This is a genomic window from Pseudomonas sp. SWI44 (assembly GCF_002947915.1).
Classification (GTDB): Bacteria; Pseudomonadota; Gammaproteobacteria; order Pseudomonadales; family Pseudomonadaceae; genus Aquipseudomonas; species Aquipseudomonas taiwanensis.
The window spans coordinates 3,324,282-3,337,543 of the sequence record NZ_CP026674.1 but is presented as its reverse complement, the minus strand read 5'-3'; the positions used below and the strand labels follow the sequence as shown (position 1 = coordinate 3,337,543).

Annotated in this window: 15 protein-coding genes; 5 read left to right on the top strand and 10 right to left on the bottom strand. The window is 62.4% G+C overall.

Translation table 11 applies throughout. The annotated features are described in order from the left end of the window. Positions 1–45: 45 nt before the first annotated feature. The 5 genes from C4Q26_RS15795 to rplU form a co-directional block, all read right to left on the bottom strand. Positions 46–507 carry a CreA family protein gene (locus C4Q26_RS15795; RefSeq protein WP_023382392.1) on the bottom strand — a complete coding sequence of 154 codons (462 nt, stop codon included), beginning with the start codon at positions 505–507 and terminating at the stop codon, positions 46–48. Continuing rightward, on the bottom strand, positions 504–1,622 hold the full coding sequence (proB, locus tag C4Q26_RS15790) for a glutamate 5-kinase (RefSeq protein ID WP_023382393.1): 1,119 nt from the start codon (positions 1,620–1,622) through the stop codon (positions 504–506). The genes C4Q26_RS15795 and proB overlap by 4 nt, the downstream gene beginning before the upstream one ends. An 87-nt stretch (positions 1,623–1,709) precedes the next feature. After that, the gene (gene cgtA / locus C4Q26_RS15785) at positions 1,710–2,936 is read right to left on the bottom strand and encodes an Obg family GTPase CgtA (protein ID WP_023382394.1); all 1,227 of its coding nucleotides are present in this window, start codon (positions 2,934–2,936) and stop codon (positions 1,710–1,712) included. A gap of 188 nt (positions 2,937–3,124) precedes the next feature. Then, complete coding sequence (gene rpmA / locus C4Q26_RS15780; RefSeq protein ID WP_023382395.1) at positions 3,125–3,382, bottom strand: 50S ribosomal protein L27; 258 nt, start codon at positions 3,380–3,382, stop codon at positions 3,125–3,127. A gap of 37 nt (positions 3,383–3,419) precedes the next feature. Beyond that, positions 3,420–3,734: a 50S ribosomal protein L21 gene (rplU, locus tag C4Q26_RS15775; protein WP_011532169.1), complete on the bottom strand. Its 315-nt coding sequence runs from the start codon at positions 3,732–3,734 to the stop codon at positions 3,420–3,422. Between the two features lie 245 nt (positions 3,735–3,979). Between rplU and C4Q26_RS15770 the strand changes: the two genes are divergently transcribed. From C4Q26_RS15770 to C4Q26_RS15760, 3 genes are all read left to right on the top strand, one after another. Then, positions 3,980–4,948 (top strand): polyprenyl synthetase family protein, encoded by a 969-nt coding sequence (locus tag C4Q26_RS15770; RefSeq protein ID WP_023382396.1) that lies wholly within the window; start codon positions 3,980–3,982, stop codon positions 4,946–4,948. A 153-nt stretch (positions 4,949–5,101) separates the two neighbouring features. Next, positions 5,102–5,443 (top strand): zinc ribbon domain-containing protein YjdM, encoded by a 342-nt coding sequence (locus tag C4Q26_RS15765; protein WP_023382397.1) that lies wholly within the window; start codon positions 5,102–5,104, stop codon positions 5,441–5,443. Between the two features lie 84 nt (positions 5,444–5,527). Further along, entirely contained in the window at positions 5,528–5,773 is a 246-nt protein-coding gene (locus C4Q26_RS15760; protein WP_104883287.1) for a hypothetical protein, read from the top strand. An 88-nt stretch (positions 5,774–5,861) separates the two neighbouring features. Here C4Q26_RS15760 and C4Q26_RS15755 read toward each other — a convergent pair whose 3' ends face one another. The 5 genes from C4Q26_RS15755 to C4Q26_RS15735 all read right to left on the bottom strand — a co-directional run bounded on the left by C4Q26_RS15755 (position 5,862) and on the right by C4Q26_RS15735 (position 10,570). Continuing rightward, the gene (locus C4Q26_RS15755; RefSeq protein ID WP_023382399.1) at positions 5,862–6,479 is read right to left on the bottom strand and encodes an FKBP-type peptidyl-prolyl cis-trans isomerase; all 618 of its coding nucleotides are present in this window, start codon (positions 6,477–6,479) and stop codon (positions 5,862–5,864) included. A gap of 85 nt (positions 6,480–6,564) precedes the next feature. Further along, entirely contained in the window at positions 6,565–6,870 is a 306-nt protein-coding gene (locus C4Q26_RS15750; RefSeq protein ID WP_023382400.1) for a DUF6482 family protein, read from the bottom strand. Between the two features lie 141 nt (positions 6,871–7,011). Beyond that, positions 7,012–7,500, bottom strand: a complete 489-nt coding sequence (locus C4Q26_RS15745) for a TIGR00645 family protein (protein ID WP_104883286.1) — start codon at positions 7,498–7,500, stop codon at positions 7,012–7,014. A 131-nt stretch (positions 7,501–7,631) separates the two neighbouring features. After that, positions 7,632–7,970, bottom strand: a complete 339-nt coding sequence (locus C4Q26_RS15740; protein WP_023382402.1) for a hypothetical protein — start codon at positions 7,968–7,970, stop codon at positions 7,632–7,634. Positions 7,971–8,131: 161 nt separating this feature from the next. After that, positions 8,132–10,570, bottom strand: a complete 2,439-nt coding sequence (locus tag C4Q26_RS15735; RefSeq protein ID WP_104883285.1) for a Lon protease family protein — start codon at positions 10,568–10,570, stop codon at positions 8,132–8,134. Between the two features lie 252 nt (positions 10,571–10,822). On the opposite strand from C4Q26_RS15735, the gene C4Q26_RS15730 reads away from it, so the two are divergent. Both C4Q26_RS15730 and C4Q26_RS15725 read left to right on the top strand, forming a co-directional pair. Further along, positions 10,823–11,311 (top strand): DUF3015 domain-containing protein, encoded by a 489-nt coding sequence (locus C4Q26_RS15730; RefSeq protein WP_023382404.1) that lies wholly within the window; start codon positions 10,823–10,825, stop codon positions 11,309–11,311. A 75-nt stretch (positions 11,312–11,386) separates the two neighbouring features. After that, positions 11,387–13,240 (top strand): DUF4105 domain-containing protein, encoded by a 1,854-nt coding sequence (locus tag C4Q26_RS15725; RefSeq protein ID WP_104883284.1) that lies wholly within the window; start codon positions 11,387–11,389, stop codon positions 13,238–13,240. The last annotated feature ends 22 nt before the right edge of the window (positions 13,241–13,262 follow it).

Here is a 13,262-nt window from a genome sequence, read left to right as displayed (position 1 = left end):
GGAGCGGGTTTACCCGCGATGGAGGCCAAAGGCCTCCCAACTACATCAATGCGCCCAAGGCAGGATCGGGATCGCCGTCACCGCATTCTGCGGGCTGCCTTCGATCATGCGGTCGCTGTACACCAGATACACCAGCGTATTGCGCTTCTTGTCCAGGAAGCGCACCACCTGCATGGTCTTGAACACGAGCGAAGTGCGCTCCTTGAACACCTCCTCGCCATCCTTCAACTCCCCTTTGAAGTTGATCGGCCCAACCTGGCGGCAGGCAATCGAAGCTTCCGCCCGATCCTCGGCCAGCCCCAAACCACCCTTCACACCGCCTGTCTTGGCACGCGAGAGGTAACAGGTCACCCCCTCGACCTTAGGATCGTCGAACGCCTCGACCACGATACGATCGTTCGGCCCAAGGAACTTGAACACAGTGGACACCTGGCCGATTTCCTCGGCGCCGGCGAGCACGGGCAGCGCCAGCGCCGCCACGGCCACAAACCGCTTGAGCAATCTCATACCAGCACCAGGTTGTCGCGGTGCACCAGTTCGGGCTCGGCAATATAGCCAAGCACGGCTTCGATGGCGTCGGACGGCTGGCCAATGATCTTCTGGGCCTCCAGTGCACTGTAGTTGGCCAAGCCACGGGCGACTTCAACACCATCCGGGCCGACACAGACCACCATCTCGCCACGGCGGAAGCTGCCCTGCACGGTTTTCACGCCCACCGGCAGCAGGCTCTTGTTGGCCTCGCGCAGCGCCTGCACGGCGCCTGCGTCGAGTACCAGCGTGCCGCGCGTCTGCAGGTGGCCGGCCAGCCACTGCTTGCGCGCGGCGAGCATGCCGCGCTCAGGTGACAGCAGCGTGCCCAGGCGTTCACCGGCCTTCAGACGGTCGAGCACGCGCTCGATGCGCCCACCGATGATGATGGTGTGCGCGCCAGAACGGGCCGCCAGGCGCGCGGCGCGCAGCTTGGTCTGCATGCCCCCACGGCCCAGGGCACCACCGGTACCCCCGGCCACGGCATCGAGCGACGGGTCATCGGCGCGGGCCTCGTAAATCAGTTGCGCCTCGGGGTTGTTGCGGGGGTCGGCGTCGAACATGCCGTCGCGGTCGGTGAGGATCACCAGCAAGTCGGCCTCCACCAGGTTGGCCACCAACGCCGCCAGGGTGTCGTTGTCGCCAAAACGGATCTCGTCGGTGACCACCGTGTCGTTTTCGTTGATCACCGGTACCACGCCCAGGTCGACCAGGGTGCGCAAGGTGCTACGGGCGTTCAGGTAACGCTTGCGGTCGGACAGGTCGTCATGGGTCAGGAGAATCTGCGCGGTGTGCTTGCCGTGCTCGCCGAAGCTCGACTCCCAGGCTTGTACCAGGCGCATCTGGCCGATGGAGGCCGCGGCCTGCAGCTCGTTCATCGCGCTCGGTCGCGAGGTCCAGCCAAGCTGGCTCATGCCGGCAGCCACGGCCCCGGAGGAGACCAATACCAACTCCACGCCCGCTTCGCGCAGCGCCACCATCTGCTCGACCCAGACAGCCATGGCGCCGCGGTCGAGGCCCTTGCCATCGGCCGTCAGCAGCGCACTGCCGATCTTCACGACCCAGCGCTTGGCGCCTGTCACCTTGCTTCGCATCTTCTCTTCCAACCTATGTCGAATCTGTAGATACCGTAGATACCAAAACGCCGCTTGAAAAAGCGGCGTTTAGTGTACTGCAACCGGTCAGTCACGCACGTAAATGATTTCCGGACCGTCTTCGTCGTCCTCGAAATCATCATCCCAATCGTCATCGTCGCCGATGTCGTGCACGCTCTTGACGCCGGTGCGACGCAGGGTACGGGCGTCGTCCAGGGCCTGCAGCTGAGCACGGGCTTCGTCTTCGATACGCTGATCGAGGTCGGCCAACTCTTCGGCGTAGGCCGGGTCGTTCGCCAGGCGATCGGCGCGCTCTTCGAGGTAGCGCATCAGGTCGTGGCTGAGCTGCTCGGTACCCTGCTTGGCGATGGCCGAGATCATGTAGACCGGCCCCTCCCATTGCAGGCGCTCGATCACGGCCTTGGCCCGCTCGTCGCGCTCGTCGTCCATCAGCATGTCGCACTTGTTCAGCACCAGCCAACGCTCGCGCTCGATCAGCGACGGGCTGAATTGCGCCAGCTCGTTGATGATGACTTCGGCAGCATCGGCAGGGTCGCTGTTGTCCAGCGGTGCCAGGTCGACCAGGTGCAGCAGCACGCGGGTACGGGCCAGGTGCTTGAGGAAGCGGATACCCAGGCCAGCACCGTCGGAGGCACCTTCGATCAGACCGGGGATGTCGGCGATGACGAAGCTCTTCCAACGGTCGACGCTGACCACGCCCAGGTTCGGCACCAGGGTGGTGAACGGGTAGTCGGCGACTTTCGGCTTGGCGGCCGAAACCGAGCGAATGAAGGTGCTCTTGCCAGCGTTTGGCAAACCGAGCAGGCCAACGTCGGCCAGCACTTTGAGCTCCATCTTCAGGTCACGTTGCTCGCCCGGCTTGCCCGGCGTGGTCTGGCGTGGCGCACGGTTGGTGCTGGACTTGAAACGGGTGTTGCCCAAGCCATGCCAGCCGCCCTGGGCGACCATCAACTTCTGGCCCGGAGCGATCAGGTCACCGATCACTTCCTGGGTCGAGGCGTCGATCACGGTGGTGCCGACCGGCACCCGCAGGATCAGGTCATCGCCCTTCTTGCCGGTGCAGTCGGTGCTGCCACCGTTGGAGCCGCGCTGGGCTTCGTGGTGACGGGTATAACGGTAGTCGACCAGGGTGTTGAGGTTTTCGTCAGCCACCATGTAGACCGAACCGCCATCGCCACCGTCGCCGCCGTTGGGGCCGCCGTTCTCGATGAATTTCTCGCGGCGGAAGCTCATGCAACCGTTACCGCCGTCACCGGCCTTGACCCGAATGGATACTTCGTCAACAAACTTCATTCAAAACCGCCTCTCGTCGGACGACGAGCTGAATACTAAAAAACCTGAGGCTCTTGCAAAAATGAGCGCGGCGGCCCCGTACGACCGTAGAAACCAACGCCGGCAGCCCATACAAACAGCTTTGCAAGAGGCTCACCACAAACGAAAAAGCCCCGTCGCATGACGGGGCTTCTGGAGCGACGTCGCGATTAGGCTGCGACGATGCTCACGTAACGGCGGTTGAACTCGCCTTTCTTCTCGAACTTGATCACGCCTTCGATCTTGGCGAACAGAGTGTGATCCTTGCCCATGCCAACGCCGTAGCCGGCGTGGAACTGGGTGCCGCGCTGGCGGACGATGATGTTGCCGGCCTTGATGACCTGGCCGCCATACATCTTCACGCCAAGGCGTTTCGATTCTGAGTCGCGACCGTTACGAGTACTACCACCAGCCTTTTTGTGTGCCATGGTTCAATTCTCCAATAAATTCAGGGGATCGAGGGGATTAAGCCTGGATACCGGTGATTTTGATTTCGGTGAACCACTGGCGGTGGCCCATACGCTTCATGTGGTGCTTACGACGACGGAACTTGATGATGCGGACCTTGTCGTGACGGCCTTGCGAAACGACTTCGGCTACAACTTTAGCACCAGCGACGACTGGAGCGCCGATGGTGACGTCGTCGCCATTGGCAACCAGCAGAACGCGATCGAAGGTCACGGATTCGCCAGTAGCGACTTCCAGTTTTTCGATCTTGAGGAATTCACCTTCAGCGACTTTGTACTGCTTGCCGCCGGTAACGATTACTGCGTAAGACATGGGTATTTCTCCGATAATCCTGCTCACCCAGCGCTTTATATGATGAGTATTGGCTGGCATGGCTGCATGGGGCTGGAACGGCCCTGTGCAATTGCGTAAGGCAGGTGCTGCCCAGGAAGTTAGGGTGCGCGATTGTACGCAACCCAGGTTTTGCTTGCAAGTGCCGCCCCAGGCCCGCAGGTACCGCGCCTTGACACACCGGGACCCGCGACCTAGCATGCCGCGCAACCTCAATGGAGCAGCCGATGCAACCCCAATCCTTCTACCGCGCGGTGGCTGACGATTTCAGCGCCGTCGACGAGATCATCAAGAAGCAGCTGACCTCGCGCGTGCCGCTGGTATCGAAGATCGGCGACTATATCACGTCCGCTGGCGGCAAGCGCCTGCGCCCCCTGCTGGTGCTGCTGTGCGGCAAGGCGCTGGGCCGTGAGGGCAACGACCTGCGCCTGCTGGCCGCCACCATCGAGTTCCTGCACACCGCCACCTTGCTGCATGACGATGTGGTCGACATGTCCGGCATGCGCCGTGGCCGCTCCACCGCCAACGCCCTGTGGGGCAACGCACCGAGCGTGCTGGTGGGCGACTTCCTTTATTCGCGCTCGTTCGAAATGATGGTCGAGCTGGGCTCGATGCCGGTCATGAAGATCCTGTCCCAGGCCACCCGCGTCATCGCCGAGGGTGAGGTGCTGCAGCTGTCGCGCGTCCGTGATGCCAGCACCACCGAGGAAATCTACATGGACGTCATCCGCGGCAAGACCGCGATGCTGTTCGAAGCCTCGACCCACAGCGCAGCGGCGCTGGCGGGCGCCACCGAGGAGCAGCGCGAAGCACTGCGCACCTTCGGCGACCACCTGGGCGTAGCTTTCCAACTGGTCGACGACCTGCTCGACTACGAAGGCGATGCGCAAGCCCTGGGCAAGAACGTCGGCGACGACCTGGCCGAAGGCAAGCCGACCCTGCCGCTGATCTACACCATGCGCGAAGGTACGCCCGAGCAGGCGGCCCTGGTGCGCAAGGCGATCCAGAAGGGTGGCCTCGATGATCTGGAGCAGATCCGTGAAGCGGTCAGTGCATCGGGCGCCCTCAAGTACACTGCCGAGCTGGCCCGTGACTACGTCAAGCGTGCCATTGCCTGCCTGGAAGTGCTGCCTGCCAGCCAATACCGGGATGCCCTGGTCGAGCTGAGCGAATTCGCCGTCGCACGCACGCACTGAACACCGCTTCGCCCTCCTTCGCGGGTAACCCGGCTCCGATGCTGTATCGGGAGCGGGGTTACCCGCGAAGGCATTTGTACGGACAGAAACACTTGCCGCACAAAACCTTATACAATATGGGCCTTTAACCGTCCGTCTGTTTAAGGAACCGAAGTGAGCACTCTGCCACCCTGCCCCAAATGCAACTCCGAATACACCTACGAGGATGGCACCCAGCTGATCTGCCCTGAGTGCGCCCACGAGTGGTCGGCCAGCGGCGAAGCCGAGGCCGCCAGCGATGACGTGGTGAAAAAGGATTCTGTCGGTAATGTCCTGCAGGACGGCGACACCGTTACCGTGATCAAGGACCTCAAGGTCAAAGGCTCCTCCCTGGTCGTCAAGGTTGGCACCAAGGTCAAGAACATCCGCCTGTGCGACGGCGACCACGATATCGACTGCAAGATCGACGGCATCGGCGCGATGAAGCTGAAGTCCGAGTTCGTGCGTAAGGTCTGATGACGCGCCTGTCCGGCAATTGGCGCTTGCTATTTAGATAATAAGAATTATTCTCATTGGAACCGCTATCCAAGGAGAATAGCCATGACTTATCTGATCGACGCCTGGCTGGACCGCCCTCACCCCTACCTGCGCATACTTCATCGCGAAACCGGCGAAGTGTGCGCGTTGCTTGAAGCAGAAGCGCTCGATGAACTGCGTGACCAGGGCGACCTGGACATGAGCGGGTTGAATTCGAGCGAGCCGATAGTGCTCAAGGAGCTGGTGCGAAATGTGTTTCTGTTCTGCTATGCGCGGGCGTTGCGCCCCGGTGGGACAGACTGGATTTGAAGCTCGCAGGTCTTTGAGTATTCGCGGGTAAACCCGCTCCCACAGGCCCTGTAGGAGCGGGTTTACCCGCGAATGGCATCAGCAGGTCTTACAGAACGTCGAGCAGCTCGACGTCGAACACCAGTACGCTGTGCGGCGGGATGCTGCCCACGCCTTGAGCGCCGTAAGCCAGTTCGCTCGGCACGTACAGACGCCATTTGCTGCCAGCGTTCATCAGCTGCAGGGCTTCGGTCCAACCCGCGATCACACCGCCCACCGGGAATTCAGCCGGCTGACCACGCTCGTACGAGCTGTCGAACACGGTGCCGTCGATCAAGGTGCCGTGGTAGTGGGTACGCACGTTGTCTTCGCGGGTCGGCTTGGCGCCTTCACCTGCGGTCAACACTTCGAACTGCAGGCCCGAAGCCAGGGTGGTGATGCCTTCACGCTTGGCGTTCTCGGCCAGGAATGCCTTGCCTTCGGCAGCGGCGGCTTCAGCCTTGGCGGCCGCTTCGGCTTGCATCACTTCGCGGATGACTTTGAAGCTGGCCGACAGGTCGGCTTCGCTGACGCGGCTTTCAGCACCGTTGAAGGCGTCGGTCAGGCCAGCCAGGATCGCTTCCAGGCTGACGCCGGGTGGCGGGTTGTCACGCAGCTGGCCGCCCAGCTGACGGCCGATGCCGTAGCTGACGCGAGATTCGTCGGTGGTCAGGTTGAGTTCGGACATTGTCGTGCTCCACTGCAGGGCGCAGTGAGGCCGCGCCCTTGATGAAAAGGGCGAGCAGCCTAGCACACTGGGACGCTGCGAGCAGCTACCAGGCCGAACGCTGGGAAATCGGAACCTTGAGGTCTTCTTCAGGATGGGTGCCCATGCCGACCATTTCATCCTGGACGGACCAGTGCACCAGGTTCATGGAGACCATCGGAATGGTTTGCAGCAACTTGCGCGCATCCTCCACCGAATGCACCCGCAAGCGTTCTCCCCGCGTGTCGGACAAAGGATGGGCATGCCCCTTGACCCGAGCCTCGAGCAGGTAATCGCCACCTTCGATGGCGATCAGGTTGACTTCATCGACATGGCCGGCCCTGGCCTCGGAATTGAGCTGATGCAGGTTCATGAGAGCACCTCGCAATGGGAACCACGCATGACTGCTCATTTTTTGTACGGAAAAGGGCAATACACAAGGCATTACCGCCGCCGCTCGTCCGTTAGTGTGCATTTGCCGTGGGAGCAAGGGCGGCTCCCACAGCGCCAGCCGTCAATGCTTGGTGACTTTGTCCAGGTAACCCATGACGAACGCCGAGATGACGAAAGTCATGTGGATGATCACGTACCACATCAGGTAGTCGGTGGAGATGTTCTGCGCATCCATGAACACCCGCAGCAGGTGGATGGAGGAGATCGCCACGATGGACGCCGCCACTTTCATCTTCAGCGACGAAGAGTCCATCTTGCCCAGCCAGTTGAGCTTCTCCTTGCTTTCGTCGATGTCCAGCTGCGAGACGAAGTTCTCGTAGCCCGAGATCATCACCATCACCAGCAGGCCGCCAACCAGCGACATGTCGATCAGCGACAGGATGACCAGGATCAGGTCCGCCTCGGCCAACGAGAACACGTTGGGCAGGACGTGAATGATTTCCTGGAAGAACTTCAACGCCAGGGCGAACAAGCCCAGGGACAGGCCGAAATAGATAGGAGCGAGCAGCCAGCGAGAGGCATACATCGCGTTTTCGAGAATACGTTCCATGGAGGGATTGGGACTCGTCAGGTGACTAAAAAAGCGAGGGCGAGTATAGCCAGCCACCTGTGACAGCAAAAGCCTTGGGCAGTTGCGCGAGCCAATCGCCAGCGCCTTCCAAAACGAGCAGCGGCGGCTGCTCAGGTTTCAGGATGGAACTGGTAATCCCCAAGGTTGCGACAACGCTCGCCGTTGATCCGTCGCAACTGCGCCTGCAGGTGCAGCGCCCAGATCTGTGGATCGTGCGCCACCTGATACCCGTGCAAGGTCAGGCTGTCGACGATGGCATGGAGCACCGACTCGGCCACCGCGGGCCCATGGAACGGTCCCTGCGCCTTGATGGCCGACGGTTGTTCACCGGCCATGCCGGCAGCGAACAGCAGGGTCCACATGCCGTTGTCACCGGCCAGTGGGCGAATGCTGCATTCAATGCGGGTCACCAGGCCCAGGCACTGGCGAGTAAGGCTGAGGTTGCGCATGGCCGCGTCCCCTCCAATGAGCCCTGTTCAGCCTGGAATCACAGGCTGTTTCCATCCTGAACCCTGATACCGTCCTACGTTCCAGCATAGAATAGCGACGGAAAAAGATGGAAAACCGGCGCTGAACGGTAGCACATCGCCTTCAGCGCCGTTTTCTTGACTCAAGCCGGCTTGGCTTGGGCAATCATGTCCTCCAGACGTTCTTTTTCTGCCTCTTTGATGTCTTCTTCGCTGATCATCTCGGCGATTTCCCGCAGGCGCTCCACCACCCGGGCATTGACGCTGCCTTCGGTGAACTGGCCCTTGTCGTCCAGTACGCCGGCCTCCTCACCCACCAGCAAGCTCAACGCCTCGTCGGCCTGGCTCACCGCGTAGACGTGGAACTGCCCGGCCTCGACCGCCTGCAACACCCGCTCGTCGAGCATCAGCGTGGCGACGTTGGCCCGCGGGATGATCACGCCTTGGTCGCCCGTCAGGCCTCGGGCATCGCACAGGCGGAAGAAGCCTTCGATCTTCTCGTTGACCCCACCCACAGCCTGCACTTCACCGAACTGGTTGATCGACCCGGTGATGGCGAAGCACTGCTTGAGCGGCGTGCGCGACAAGGCCGAGATCAGCGTGCACACCTCGCCCAGCGAAGCACTGTCGCCGTCGACATAGCCGTAGGACTGCTCCAGGGCGATGCTTGCCGAGATCGCCAGCGGGAACTCCTGGGCGTAGCGGCTGCCGAGGTAACCGGTGAGGATCATCACCCCCTTGGAGTGAATCGGCTGGCCCAGGTTGACCTCGCGCTCGATATCGACGATGCCGCTGCCACCGGGGTACACCGTGGCCGAGATCCGCGCCGGCATACCGAACGCCGAGTCACCGACCTCCAGCACCGTCAGCCCGTTGCACTTGCCGATGGCCGCGCCCTCGGTGTCGATCAAGATGATGCCGGCGAGCATGTCGTCCAGCACCCGCTGCGAAACCCGACCGGTACGGGTGGCCTTGGCCTTGAGCGCACGTTCGATGTGCCCCGCGTCGGTCATGGTGTCGCTGGCCAGCTGGCGAATGAAATCGGCCTCGCTGACCAACTGGAAGAGATCGCCGATACGCGCCGACAGCCGCGACTGGTTTTCCGCCAGGCGGGCGCTGTAGGTGGCCAGGCGTGCCACCGCATCGCTGGTCAGCGGCGCCATGCCCTCTTCGTTGGTACGGGTACGCAGCAACTGGGCGAACTGCTCCAGGTTCTCGTCGACCATGGGCATGTCTTCGTCGAAGTCCACCAGCACCCGGAACATCTCCTGGAAGTCCGGGTCGTGGTCCTGCAACGCGTAGTACAGCTGACGCGAACCGATGATCACCAGCTTGACGTTCAGCGGGATCACCTGCGGCGTAAGGCTGACGGTGGCCACGCGGCCCAGTTCGCCCAGGGGCGACTCCATCTTCAGCTTGCGCGATTGCAGGGCGCGCTTGAGCGCGTCCCACACGAACGGCTCACCCAGCATTTTCTCGGCTTCCAGAATCAGGAAGCCGCCGTTGGCGCGGTGCAGCGCACCGGGGCGCAGTTGGCGGTACGAGGTGTACAGGGCCCCCTGGTCGGTGCTGTATTCGATACGGCCGAACAAATTGTCGTAGGTCGGGTGCGGCTCGAACACTACCGGCGCGCCGCCATCGGCATGGTGGCCGACCACCAGGCTGGGGGCGTATTGCTCTTCCAGCAGCTTACGCGCGGCGGCATCGGTCTTGCTGTCGTCGACCAGTTGCTCGACCACCGTTCGCAGCAGGTTCAGCTGCATGGACTGCAGGTAGGCGCACACGGCCGCATTCTCGGCGTACTTCTGCGACAACGGCGCCAGCAGCGGCTGCAAGGCCAGGGTGATGGTTTCTTCGTTGAGCTGGCGCAGCTGGTTGTTGGACTCACGCTTCCATTGCGGCAAGCTGGCGAGTTCTTCGTTCAAGCGCTCTTCCAGCTGGGCGATGTCTTCGTGGAACTGCTCGCGAACCTCTTCTGGCAACTGGGCGAATTCGGCTTCATCCAGTGCCTTGCCGTCGGCCATGGGGGTGAAGGCGACGTTGCTGGCGTCGCGGTACAGGGCCACGTCCTTCTCGAGCGAGGCACGTTCGATCACGTCGAGGGCGCGGTCATAGCGCTGGTTGAAGGCGCGGTCGATGGCGCCTTTCTTCTGCTGGTAGGACGGGTGCTCGAACACCGCCGGGAAGGTGGACAGCAGGTTGTCGATCAGCCCCCCCATGTCGGCGATGAACTCGGCGGCGCTGCCCGACGGCAGCTCCAGCGCACGCGGCTCGCGGGTGTCGTCGAAGTGGTTGACGTAGACCCAGTCGGACGGGGTCTGCTGACGCTTGCCCTCGGCCTTGAGGTAGCGTTTGACGAACGAGAAGCGGCCAGTGCCCGGCTCGCCCATCACATACACGTTGTAACCAGGGCGCGGCATCGCCACGCCAAATTGCAGGGCCTCTACAGCGCGCTCCTGGCCCAGTACTCCGCGAAACGGCTCCAGATCGTCGGTGTTGGTGAATGCAAACTGCTCGGGGGAAAAACGCCGGGTCAGGGCTTCGGGCGCGAGACGCAGGCGCGCAGCGACAGGATCGGGCATTGTGTTTCCTTACTTCGGCGGGCGGATAGCAGCATTCTGGCGCTGCCCGCGCGCGCCTTGCAAGGCTCGGCGGGACTTTATGTCGCAGCCGCATCGCCCACCGAAGGCAAGCAAATTTTTCGCAATCAGCGACGCAACCTTTAGATCGTGCCTAAACTCCAAGCTGCGCGGGTGGGTGAAAAGCTTTCCCGACCTGGCAACCGAGTTGCCAGATAACCCTGACCCTTGGTTTAGACAAAGAGAACAAATGCTATGAAACGGATTCTTCTGGGTACTCTGTTCACCGTGGTCTCCATCAACGCCATGGCCGAAGCGCCAGGTGGCCCGAACTGCGGCTGGGGTAACCTGCTGTTCGAAGGCCAACGCGGCACTCCGGCGCACTTCCTGGCCTCTACCACCAACGGCACCTCCGGCAACGCCACCTTCGGTATGACTTCCGGTACCAACGGCTGCTCGACCAAGGCGGCACTGACCTATGGCGGCAAGTCGTGGTTCGCCATGAATGGCATGATGAACGAGCTGTCCGAAGACATGGCCAAGGGCCAGGGCGAAGCCCTGACCACCTATGCCGTGGTACTCGGCGTGGCTCCGGAAGACCGCGGCTACTTTGCATCGGTCACCCACCAGCACTTCGACCAGATCTTCAGCAGCGCCGACGTCACTGCCGAGACTGTCCACAACAACACCCTGGCCGTTCTGAAGAACGACCCACGCCTGGCCAAGTACGCCACCGAGGCCTAAGCGCAGCTGCTCCCGCCCCTTCTCGGGGCGGGTTTCGCCTTTTCTTTCGGCATCGTTGAGAAGTAGTTGCCCGACATGCTCAAACGCCTCGCTTACCTGGCGCTGGTTGCCTGCGCCCCTGTTCATGCCATGCCTGCGCTGGAACAAGGCCGTATCCAGCAACTGGCCAATACCCCTTACTGGATTGCCCTGGGCCATTACGAAACCGCCAAGCTCGGCGGCTGGCGCAGCTATGTCGACGATGACGCGTTCTTCCTCGCCGAGGACGGCGCGCACCACCCCGACCAGGAGCTCAAGTCCACCGTCGAAGCGCTGTATGCCCCGGCCAGCCAAGGCGACAAGCACGCCCAGTGCGTATTCCCCGCCCGCACCCGCTGGCTGCGCGAGCAACTCGACCTGCAAGACCTGCCGCAACCAGACTGCCAGGCGTTCAAGACCTGGTACCAGTCGATCGACCCGCACAGCGCAGCGTTGATCTTCCCGGCGGCTTACCTGAACAGCCCATCGTCGATGTTCGGCCATACCCTGCTGCGCATCGACCAGTCCCACACCCGCAGCGACGACACCACGCTGCTGAGCTATGCGATCAATTTCGGCGCCTACATCGAAGGCAGCGACAACAGCATCCTGTATGCCTGGAAAGGCCTGATGGGCGGTTACCCAGGCCTGTTCGCGCTGATGCCTTACCAGGAGAAACTGTCCGAATACCGCAGCCTGGAAAACCGCGACCTGTGGGAATACCAGCTAGACCTCACGCCCGAAGAAACCGGGCGCATGGTCGAGCACGTGTGGGAACTCAAGCAGATCCAGTTCGATTACTTCTTCTTCGATGAAAACTGCTCCTACCGCCTGCTCGAACTGCTGCAAGTGGCCCGCCCAGGCCTGGACCTGACCTCGCAGTTCCCCCTGACCGCCATCCCCACCGACACGGTCAAGGCCGTCAAGCAGTCTGGTTTGGTCAGCAGCATCAACTACCGCCCCTCGCGCGAGCGAGAACTGCTGGCCCGGGCCGAGCCCCTGGATCACGACGAAAAGCGCCAGGTGCTGGCCGTCAGCGCCGACACGGCACAGCTGCAAAGCCCTGGGTTCACCGCCCTGCCCCGCGAGCGCCAAGCCCTGGTGCAGGATGCCGCGTACCGCCTGGAGCGTTACCGCGCCAACGGCCAGCAACGCGACCCCGCGCAGGCCAAGCGCAGTTTCGAGCTGCTGCGGGCGATCAACCGCAACCCGCCGCCGGCGCTTGAAATAGAGCGACCCGGCCTGCCGGAGGATGGCCACGACTCGCGTACCTGGCAACTGGGCGTCGGCACCCGCGAGGACCGGGCCTTTGCCGAGTACGGCCTGCGCATGGCCTACCACGACCTCAACGACAACGCCTACGGCTTCCCGCTGGGCGCACAGATCGAAATCCTCCAGCTCAAGCTGCGCCAGTACGAAGGCAACGACTGGCAGGTGCAGCGCCTGGACTTGGCCACCATTCGCTCGCTGACGCCTCGCAACGCGCTGCTCAAGCCGTGGTCATGGCAGGTTGCCGGTGGTCTGGAACGGGTGCCGGGCAAGCATGACGACGAAGTGCTGGTCAGCCACGTGAACGGCGGCGCCGGTGGCACCTGGCAGTTGTCCGACGGCTTGCTGGGCTTTGCCCTGGGCACGGTGCGGGTCGAGCACCATAACGACTTCGCCCCGTTCATCGCCCCGGCAGCGGGCTTCAATGGCGGGCTGTTGTGGCGCAATGGGCTGGGCAACATGACGCTGGAGGCCAAGGGCGATTACTTCACCCATGGCGAAGTGCGGCGCAGCGTGAGCCTGAACCAGCAATGGGAGATCAGCCAGAACCTCGGGTTGCGCCTGAGCGCCTCGCGGGCATTCAGCCACCTGGCCACGGCGCAGAATGAGGTGATGCTGGAGTTGAAGTGGTATCACTATTGAGTCCTCTCAGCGCGCCTGCAGG

What these genes read in the sequence shown, in the direction of transcription:
- C4Q26_RS15730 (WP_023382404.1), top strand. Translation starts at nt 10,823, where the DNA reads ATGAAACGGATTCTTCTGGGTACTCTGTTCACCGTGGTCTCCATCAAC.
- rpmA (WP_023382395.1), bottom strand. Translation starts at nt 3,382, where the DNA reads ATGGCACACAAAAAGGCTGGTGGTAGTACTCGTAACGGTCGCGACTCA.
- C4Q26_RS15740 (WP_023382402.1), bottom strand. Translation starts at nt 7,970, where the DNA reads ATGCGCAACCTCAGCCTTACTCGCCAGTGCCTGGGCCTGGTGACCCGC.
- C4Q26_RS15745 (WP_104883286.1), bottom strand. Translation starts at nt 7,500, where the DNA reads ATGGAACGTATTCTCGAAAACGCGATGTATGCCTCTCGCTGGCTGCTC.
- C4Q26_RS15750 (WP_023382400.1), bottom strand. Translation starts at nt 6,870, where the DNA reads ATGAACCTGCATCAGCTCAATTCCGAGGCCAGGGCCGGCCATGTCGAT.
- proB (WP_023382393.1), bottom strand. Translation starts at nt 1,622, where the DNA reads ATGCGAAGCAAGGTGACAGGCGCCAAGCGCTGGGTCGTGAAGATCGGC.
- C4Q26_RS15770 (WP_023382396.1), top strand. Translation starts at nt 3,980, where the DNA reads ATGCAACCCCAATCCTTCTACCGCGCGGTGGCTGACGATTTCAGCGCC.
- cgtA (WP_023382394.1), bottom strand. Translation starts at nt 2,936, where the DNA reads ATGAAGTTTGTTGACGAAGTATCCATTCGGGTCAAGGCCGGTGACGGC.
- rplU (WP_011532169.1), bottom strand. Translation starts at nt 3,734, where the DNA reads ATGTCTTACGCAGTAATCGTTACCGGCGGCAAGCAGTACAAAGTCGCT.
- C4Q26_RS15755 (WP_023382399.1), bottom strand. Translation starts at nt 6,479, where the DNA reads ATGTCCGAACTCAACCTGACCACCGACGAATCTCGCGTCAGCTACGGC.
- C4Q26_RS15795 (WP_023382392.1), bottom strand. Translation starts at nt 507, where the DNA reads ATGAGATTGCTCAAGCGGTTTGTGGCCGTGGCGGCGCTGGCGCTGCCC.
- C4Q26_RS15735 (WP_104883285.1), bottom strand. Translation starts at nt 10,570, where the DNA reads ATGCCCGATCCTGTCGCTGCGCGCCTGCGTCTCGCGCCCGAAGCCCTG.
- C4Q26_RS15725 (WP_104883284.1), top strand. Translation starts at nt 11,387, where the DNA reads ATGCTCAAACGCCTCGCTTACCTGGCGCTGGTTGCCTGCGCCCCTGTT.
- C4Q26_RS15760 (WP_104883287.1), top strand. Translation starts at nt 5,528, where the DNA reads ATGACTTATCTGATCGACGCCTGGCTGGACCGCCCTCACCCCTACCTG.